This window comes from Microbacterium sp. (assembly GCF_051953575.1).
GTDB lineage: Bacteria > Actinomycetota > Actinomycetes > Actinomycetales > Microbacteriaceae > Microbacterium.
In genome coordinates, this window is sequence record NZ_JBQCIP010000081.1 from 1 (window position 1) to 6,905 (window position 6,905).

The 6,905-nt window shown below is 71.2% G+C and carries 7 protein-coding genes; 5 read left to right on the plus strand and 2 right to left on the minus strand.

All coding sequences use genetic code 11. From position 1 onward, the window contains the following. Positions 1-1,121: nucleobase:cation symporter-2 family protein (locus tag ACTHNQ_RS05795; protein ID WP_440331918.1), on the plus strand; the 1,121-nt coding region annotated here is incomplete at its 5' end. A 64-nt stretch (positions 1,122-1,185) separates the two neighbouring features. Then, positions 1,186-3,921 (plus strand): pyruvate dehydrogenase (acetyl-transferring), homodimeric type, encoded by a 2,736-nt coding sequence (gene aceE / locus ACTHNQ_RS05800; protein ID WP_440331920.1) that lies wholly within the window; start codon positions 1,186-1,188, stop codon positions 3,919-3,921. A 13-nt stretch (positions 3,922-3,934) separates the two neighbouring features. On the opposite strand, the gene ACTHNQ_RS05805 is transcribed toward aceE, so the two are convergent. Then, positions 3,935-4,471 carry a nitroreductase family protein gene (locus tag ACTHNQ_RS05805; protein WP_440331922.1) on the minus strand — a complete coding sequence of 179 codons (537 nt, stop codon included), beginning with the start codon at positions 4,469-4,471 and terminating at the stop codon, positions 3,935-3,937. Next, positions 4,471-4,875: a peptide-methionine (R)-S-oxide reductase MsrB gene (msrB, locus tag ACTHNQ_RS05810; RefSeq protein WP_018172558.1), complete on the minus strand. Its 405-nt coding sequence runs from the start codon at positions 4,873-4,875 to the stop codon at positions 4,471-4,473. The genes ACTHNQ_RS05805 and msrB overlap by 1 nt, the downstream gene beginning before the upstream one ends. 103 nt (positions 4,876-4,978) lie before the next feature. Here msrB and ACTHNQ_RS05815 point away from each other — a divergent pair, with 103 nt between their 5' ends. The 3 genes from ACTHNQ_RS05815 to ACTHNQ_RS05825 form a co-directional block, all read left to right on the plus strand. Next, on the plus strand, positions 4,979-5,998 hold the full coding sequence (locus tag ACTHNQ_RS05815) for a DUF2332 domain-containing protein (RefSeq protein WP_440331924.1): 1,020 nt from the start codon (positions 4,979-4,981) through the stop codon (positions 5,996-5,998). A gap of 9 nt (positions 5,999-6,007) precedes the next feature. Then, positions 6,008-6,265, plus strand: coding sequence for a DUF3263 domain-containing protein (locus ACTHNQ_RS05820; RefSeq protein ID WP_440331926.1), 258 nt, complete (start codon positions 6,008-6,010; stop codon positions 6,263-6,265). 75 nt (positions 6,266-6,340) lie between these two features. Next, on the plus strand, positions 6,341-6,905 hold a 565-nt coding region (locus ACTHNQ_RS05825; RefSeq protein ID WP_440331928.1), incomplete at its 3' end, for a LytR C-terminal domain-containing protein.

Consider the following 6,905-nt stretch of genomic DNA (forward strand, 5'->3'; position numbering starts at 1 on the left):
TCCCGCCGGTCGTCACGGGGTCGGTGATCACCATGATCGGCCTCTCGCTGCTGCCCGTCGCGGCCAACTGGATCATGGGCGGCGTCCGCTCCGCACCCGACTACGGCAGCATGGCGCACATCGGCCTCGCGTTCGCGACGCTGCTGATCGTGCTGATCCTGTCGAAGGTCGGCAACGCCGCGATCTCGCGCCTGTCGATCCTGCTCGCCATCGTCCTCGGCACGATCATCGCGATCCCGTTCGGCATGGCCGACTTCTCGAAGGTGCTCGACGGGCCGATCTTCGCGTTCCCGACGCCGTTCGCGTTCGGCCTGCCGACCTTCAACATCGCCGGCATCGTGTCGATGCTCATCGTGGTGCTGGTCATCCTCACCGAGACGACCGCCGACATCCTCGCCGTCGGCGAGATCGTCGGCGCCAAGGTCGACTCCAAGCGGATCGGCAACGGCCTGCGCGCCGACATGCTCTCGAGCCTCATCTCGCCGGTGTTCAACTCGTTCACCCAGAGCGCGTTCGCTCAGAACGTGGGCCTGGTCGCCATCACCAAGGTCAAGAGCCGTTTCGTGGTCACCGCCGGCGGCGGCATCCTCGTCGTCCTCGGCCTGCTCCCGATCCTCGGACGCGTCGTCGCCGCGGTGCCGATGTCGGTGCTCGGCGGCGCCGGGATCGTGCTGTTCGGCACGGTCGCGGCCTCCGGCATCCGGACCCTCTCGAAGGTCGAGTACCGCGACAACATGAACCTCATCATCGTCGCGGCCTCGATCGGCGTCGGGATGCTGCCGGTCGTGGCCCCCGCGATCTACGAGGCGTTCCCCGCCTGGTTCGTCACGATCTTCCACTCGGGCATCAGCTCGGCGGCCATCGTCGCGATCCTGCTCAACATCCTGTTCAACCACATCACGTGGGGCAACTCCAAGGGACAGTCCGTCTTCGTCGCCGCGCCCCCGCGCATGGTTCGCGAAGAAGAGCTCGCCGCGCTGGAGGATGGCGACCACTACCTCGGCGGCAAGCTGATCGCCGCCGACGGCAACGAGGTGCACATCATCCCGACGGGCTCGCAGCCGGTGATCCGCCCGGCGCGCGCGGCGGCGCACAGGCAGAACGCCGCCGGCGACCACTGAGCACATCTTCACGCGGGGGCGGGATCCGAACGGGTCCCGCCCCCGCCCTGCAGGAAGGAGCGCCATGAGCGCCGCCACCACCGCCACCGCGGGCCCAGCCGCCGACGGCACCGTCGACACCGACCCCGAAGAGACCGCGGAATGGGTCGAGTCGCTCGACGCGCTGATCGACGCCCGCGGCACCGCACGCGGTCAGCAGATCGTGCGCAGCATCGTGCAGCGCGCGGGCGCGCGCAGCGCGGGGATCCCGCCGGTCACCACGACCGACTACGTCAACACGATCCCCGTCGACCAGGAGCCCGAGTTCCCCGGCGACGAGCAGCTGGAGCGCCGCTATCGCGCCTACATGCGCTGGAACGCCGCGGTCATGGTGCACCGCGCGCAGCGCTCCGACATCGGCGTGGGCGGGCACATCTCGACCTTCGCCGGCGCGGCCACCCTGTACGAGGTCGGCTTCAACCACTTCTTCCGCGGCAAGGGCCACCCGGGCGGAGGCGATCAGGTCTTCTTCCAGGGCCATGCATCGCCGGGCATGTACGCCCGCGCGTTCCTGGAGGGGCGCCTGAGCGAGGAGGACCTCGACGGCTTCCGCCAGGAGAAGTCGCGTGAGGGCCACGCCCTGAGCTCGTACCCGCATCCGCGGCTCATGCCGGAGTTCTGGGAGTTCCCGACCGTGTCGATGGGCATCGGGCCGATGAACGCCATCTACCAGGCGCAGACGAACCGGTACCTGCACAATCGCGGCATCAGGGACACCTCGGACCAGCACGTGTGGGCGTTCCTGGGTGACGGAGAGATGGACGAGCCCGAGAGCCGCGGCCTGCTGCAGCTCGCAGCCAACGACCGGCTCGACAACCTCACGTTCGTGGTCAACTGCAACCTGCAGCGTCTCGACGGCCCGGTGCGCGGCAACGGCAAGATCGTCCAGGAGCTGGAGGCGTTCTTCCGCGGCGCGGGATGGAACGTCATCAAGGTCATCTGGGGCCGCGAGTGGGACGACCTGCTGAGCCGCGACCGCGACGGCGCCCTGGTCGATCTCATGAACGTCACGCCCGACGGCGACTATCAGACGTTCAAGGCCGAGAACGGCGCGTACATCCGTGAGCACTTCTTCGGCCGCGACGAGCGCACGGCGCACCTGGTGAAGGACTACTCGGACGAGCAGATCTGGAACCTCAAGCGCGGCGGTCACGACTACCGCAAGGTGTACGCCGCGTACCGTGCGGCCACCGAGCACAAGGGCCAGCCGACCGTCGTCCTCGTCAAGACGGTCAAGGGGTACGGGCTGGGCGCCAACTTCGAGGGCCGCAACGCGACCCACCAGATGAAGAAGCTGACGCTTGCCGACCTCACGTCCTTCCGAGACCTGCTGCGCATCCCGGTCACGGACGAGCAGCTCGAAGCCGACCCGTACCGGCCGCCGTACTACCACCCGGGTGCGGACGCCCCCGAGATCCGGTACCTGCTGGACCGCCGCCGTGCGCTCGGCGGCCCGGTGCCCGAGCGGCGCAGAGCGCACACGGCGCTGGAGCTCCCGGGCGAGACCGCCTACCAGGTCGCCCGTCGCGGTTCGGGCGCCCAGCACGCCGCGACCACGATGTCGTTCGTCCGGCTGCTGCGCGACCTCATGAGAGACAAGGGGATCGGCTCACGCATCGTCCCGATCATCCCCGATGAGGCGCGCACGTTCGGGATGGACTCGTTCTTCCCGTCGGCGAAGATCTACAACCCGAACGGGCAGCACTACACGTCGGTCGACCGGGAGCTGCTGCTGGCGTACAAAGAGAGCCCGGCCGGGCAGATCCTCCACGCCGGCATCAACGAGGCGGGATCGGTCGCGGCGTTCACCTCGACCGGCACGGCGTACGCCACGCACGGCGAGCCGCTCATCCCGGTCTACGTGTTCTACTCGATGTTCGGGTTCCAGCGCACCGGCGACTCGTTCTGGGCCGCCGCCGACCAGATGACGCGCGGCTTCATCATCGGCGCGACGGCAGGGCGCACCACGCTGACCGGCGAGGGCCTGCAGCACGCCGACGGGCACTCGCCGATCCTCGCGTCGACGAACCCCGCGGTGGTCACCTACGACCCGGCGTACGGGTACGAGATCGGCCACATCGTGCGCTCGGGGCTCGAGCGCATGTACGGCGGCGCGCACCCCGATCCGAACGTCATGTACTACCTCACGCTGTACAACGAGCCGATCGTGCAGCCCGCCGAGCCCGGCGATGTGGACGTCGACGGCATCGTGCGCGGCATCCACCGCGTCTCGCCGCGCTCGGGCGCCGGCATCCCTTCGCACATCCTCGCGTCGGGGGTCTCGGTGCCGTGGGCGATCGAGGCGCAGCGGATCCTCGCCGAGGAATGGGGCGTCGATGCCGACGTGTGGTCGGTGACGTCGTGGATCGAGCTGCGACGCGATGCCGTCGCCGCAGAGGAGGAGGCGTTCCTGCACCCGGAAGCGCCCGCCCGCACCCCGTACGTGACGGCGAAGCTGGCGGAGTCGACCGGCCCGATCGTCGCGGTCAGCGACTACACGAAGGCGCTGCCCGACCAGATCCGCCAGTTCCTGCCGAACGACTTCGCGTCGCTCGGCGCCGACGGCTTCGGCTTCTCGGACACGCGCGCCGCCGCCCGCCGCTTCTTCAAGAACGACGTCCACTCGATCGTGGTGCGCACGCTGCAGCTGCTTGCTCGCCGGGGCGAAGTGGCTCAGGATGCCGCCACCCAGGCCATCGCCCGGTACCGGCTGCTCGATGTCACGGCCGGCACCACCGGCAGCGCGGGGGGCGACGTGTAGCGGCCGATCCGGGTCAGGGCATCTGGCCGAGGAACTCCCGCGCATCGACGGCCTTGCGCCGCTCGGGGCGGGAGTTCTTCGGCTTGCCGCCGACGTAGAGCCAGCCGAGGAGCTCCTCGTTCTTCTTGAGTCCGTGCGCCTTGGCGACGGCCTTGGCGCGCGTGTAGTGACCGGTGCGCCAGATCACACCCCACCCCGCCTCGTCGAGCAGCAGGCTGAGCAGGTGCGCGACGCCCGACGCGACGGCCTCCTGCTCCCAGCGGGGCACCTTGTGGCTCTTGCGGTAGCTCGCGACGACGGCGATCAGCAGGGGAGCGCGCAGCGGCTTGGAGGACGAGCCCTTCTCGCCGTCCGACTTGTTGATGGCCCGGCCGAGACGTTCGCGGTCATCTCCGCGCAGCTCGATCAGCCGCCACGGACGCAGTGACGAGTGGTCGGCGACGCGCCCCGCGGCGGCGACGAAGGTCAGCAGCTCGTCGTGCGTCGGCGCCTCGTCGGTGACCTTCGACCACGACCGGCGGGCGAGTGCCGCCTCCATCGCACTGGTCATCACGCCTCGTCGGGGGTGAACTGCAGCGACAGCGAGTTCATGCAGTACCGGTCGCCGGTGGGCGTGCCGAATCCGTCCGGGAACACGTGCCCCAGGTGCGATCCGCAGTTCGCGCAGCGCACCTCGGTGCGCACCATGCCGTGGCTGGTGTCTTCGATCAGCTCGACGGCCTCGGGCCGCACCGACTCGTAGAAGCTCGGCCAGCCGCAGTGCGAGTCGAACTTCGTGCCGCTCTGGAACAGCTCCGCCCCGCACGCGGCGCACGTGTACAGGCCGGCGCGGCTCTCGTCCAGCAGCTCTCCGGTCCACGGCCGCTCGGTGCCCGCCTGACGCAGCACCGCGTACTGGTCGGGCGTGAGCTCGGCGCGCCACTGGTCGTCGCTCTTGTCCACCGCATATGTCATGGGTCCTCCTCGGCACGGCGTCGGGCCCGTGCGCTGCATCCATTCAACCCCAGCGCCGGTGGTGCCGGGCCGTGGCGCCCGTGGGGTGCGGCAGGATGGCCGGGTGGATGCTGCAGCAGAGGACGGGGCGGCGGCCGCGGAGCGTCAGCGCACCCTCGAGCGGTATGCCCGTTTCGCGCGCGACGAGGCCCCCGGCCGCTCCGTCTTGTACGCCGGATGGGCGGCGGGCGTCGCCGGCGACGACACGATCGCGGGGATCCTTGCGCGCATCCCTGCGACGCGCCGCCAGCCGCCGCTCGTGTTCGCCGTGACGCGCGTGCTCGGAGCGCCCGAGGCGGACTACCCGGCGTGGGCCGCCTGGGTGCGCGGCCACGCCGACCAGGTCGTGGCGGAGGCATCCCGCCGTCGCCTGCAGACCAACGAGCCGCAGAGGTGCGCCGCGCTGCTGCCCGCGCTCGCCGGCGTCGACGGCCCCATCGCGCTGCTCGAGGTGGGGGCGAGCGCCGGGCTGTGCCTCTACCCCGACCGTTACTCGTACCGCTACCGCGGGAGCGACACAGACACGCGCCTCGACCCGGAGGAGGGGCCGTCGCCGGTCGTGCTCGAATGCGACGTGCAGGGGGATCCGCCGCTGCGGCTGCCGCACGTCGTGTGGCGCGCGGGCATCGACCTGCAGCCGCTGGATGCCGCCGCCCCCGACGATCGGCGGTTCCTCACGAGCCTCGTGTGGCCGGGCGAGGCGGGGCGCGCCGACCGCGTCCGCGCCGCGCTCGACATCGCGGCCGCCGCTCCGCCGCTGCTCGTCGCGGGCGACGCCACCGACCCCGCGGTGCTGCGCGCGCTCGCCGCCCGCGCGCCGCAGGGCGCGACACTCGTCGTCACGACCCCGGGCGTGCTGCCCCACATCGACCGCGCCGGGCGCGCACGGCTGATCGCGACGATCCGTGGGCTCGATGCGGTGTGGATCACGATCGATCCGCCCAGCTTCCACGACGCCGTGGCGGACACGTGGGACGGCTTCGTGCTCGCCCGCGACGGCGGTCCGCTCGCGGCGGTCGATCCGCTGGGCGGATCCGTGCGCTGGCGCGCGTCGGAGAACGGATCGGCGGATGCCGCGGGCTAGCGTGGCAGGGTGCCTCTGACCGACCGCGACCGCGCCCTCCTCGACTTCGAGGCGCGCTGGTGGGCGGCGCAGTGGCGGCGTCACGCGGGGGCCAAGGAGGAGGCCGTGCGCGCCGAGCTCGGGCTGTCGCCGGCGCGGTACTACCAGCTGCTCGGGCGACTCATCGACACCACCGACGCGCAGGAGCACGACCCCATGCTCGTCAAGCGATTGCGCCGACTGCGCGACGCCGCGGTCCACGAACGCAGCGCCCGCGCCGCCCGCTGACGCCCGGCGCACCGGGCAGGGCGTCCACCGGTCTGTCGGATCGGGCCCATAGCTTCGGCCGGGTAACATCGACGGGTGCCGACCTCCCGCTATCCCCAGGATCGCTTCGACGACCTGCCGGACACGGACCGTGTCGGTGCGCACCGGGCCGAGAACCCCCGCATGCGCGGCTGGGTCGTGCTGCTGTGGGCCGCGCTCGCGACCGTGGTGCTGATCGCCGTCGGCATCTTCGGCACGCTCATCGCGTCCGGGCGGATCGAGCTGGCGCCCACACCGGCGCCGACGGTCTCGGTCGCCCCCGAGGTCGCGCCCGTCAAGGACACGACGTATCAGGTGCAGATCCTCAACGCGACGCCCCAGCAAGGTCTCGCCACTCAGCTGAAGGACGACGTGGTCGCGGCCGGCTGGGCCGAGGATGCCGTGACCGCCGGCGAGGCCGGCTCGCAGGACTTCCCCACGACGACGGTCTTCTACAGCACTCCCGCGGACGAGGCGGCCGCGAAGGGCCTCGCGGAGGCCATCGGCGGCGCTGCGACCGAGCAGAGCGACGCCTACGTGGCCTCGTCGCCGGACGCCAAACAGCTCACGATCGTGATCGGGCTCGACCGCACTGCGGCGGGGCAGTCGCCGGCTCCCATCC

Coding starts and splice junctions, on each gene's coding strand:
- aceE (WP_440331920.1), top strand. CDS start 1,186: ATGAGCGCCGCCACCACCGCCACCGCGGGCCCAGCCGCCGACGGCACC.
- ACTHNQ_RS05805 (WP_440331922.1), bottom strand. CDS start 4,471: ATGACCAGTGCGATGGAGGCGGCACTCGCCCGCCGGTCGTGGTCGAAG.
- msrB (WP_018172558.1), bottom strand. CDS start 4,875: ATGACATATGCGGTGGACAAGAGCGACGACCAGTGGCGCGCCGAGCTC.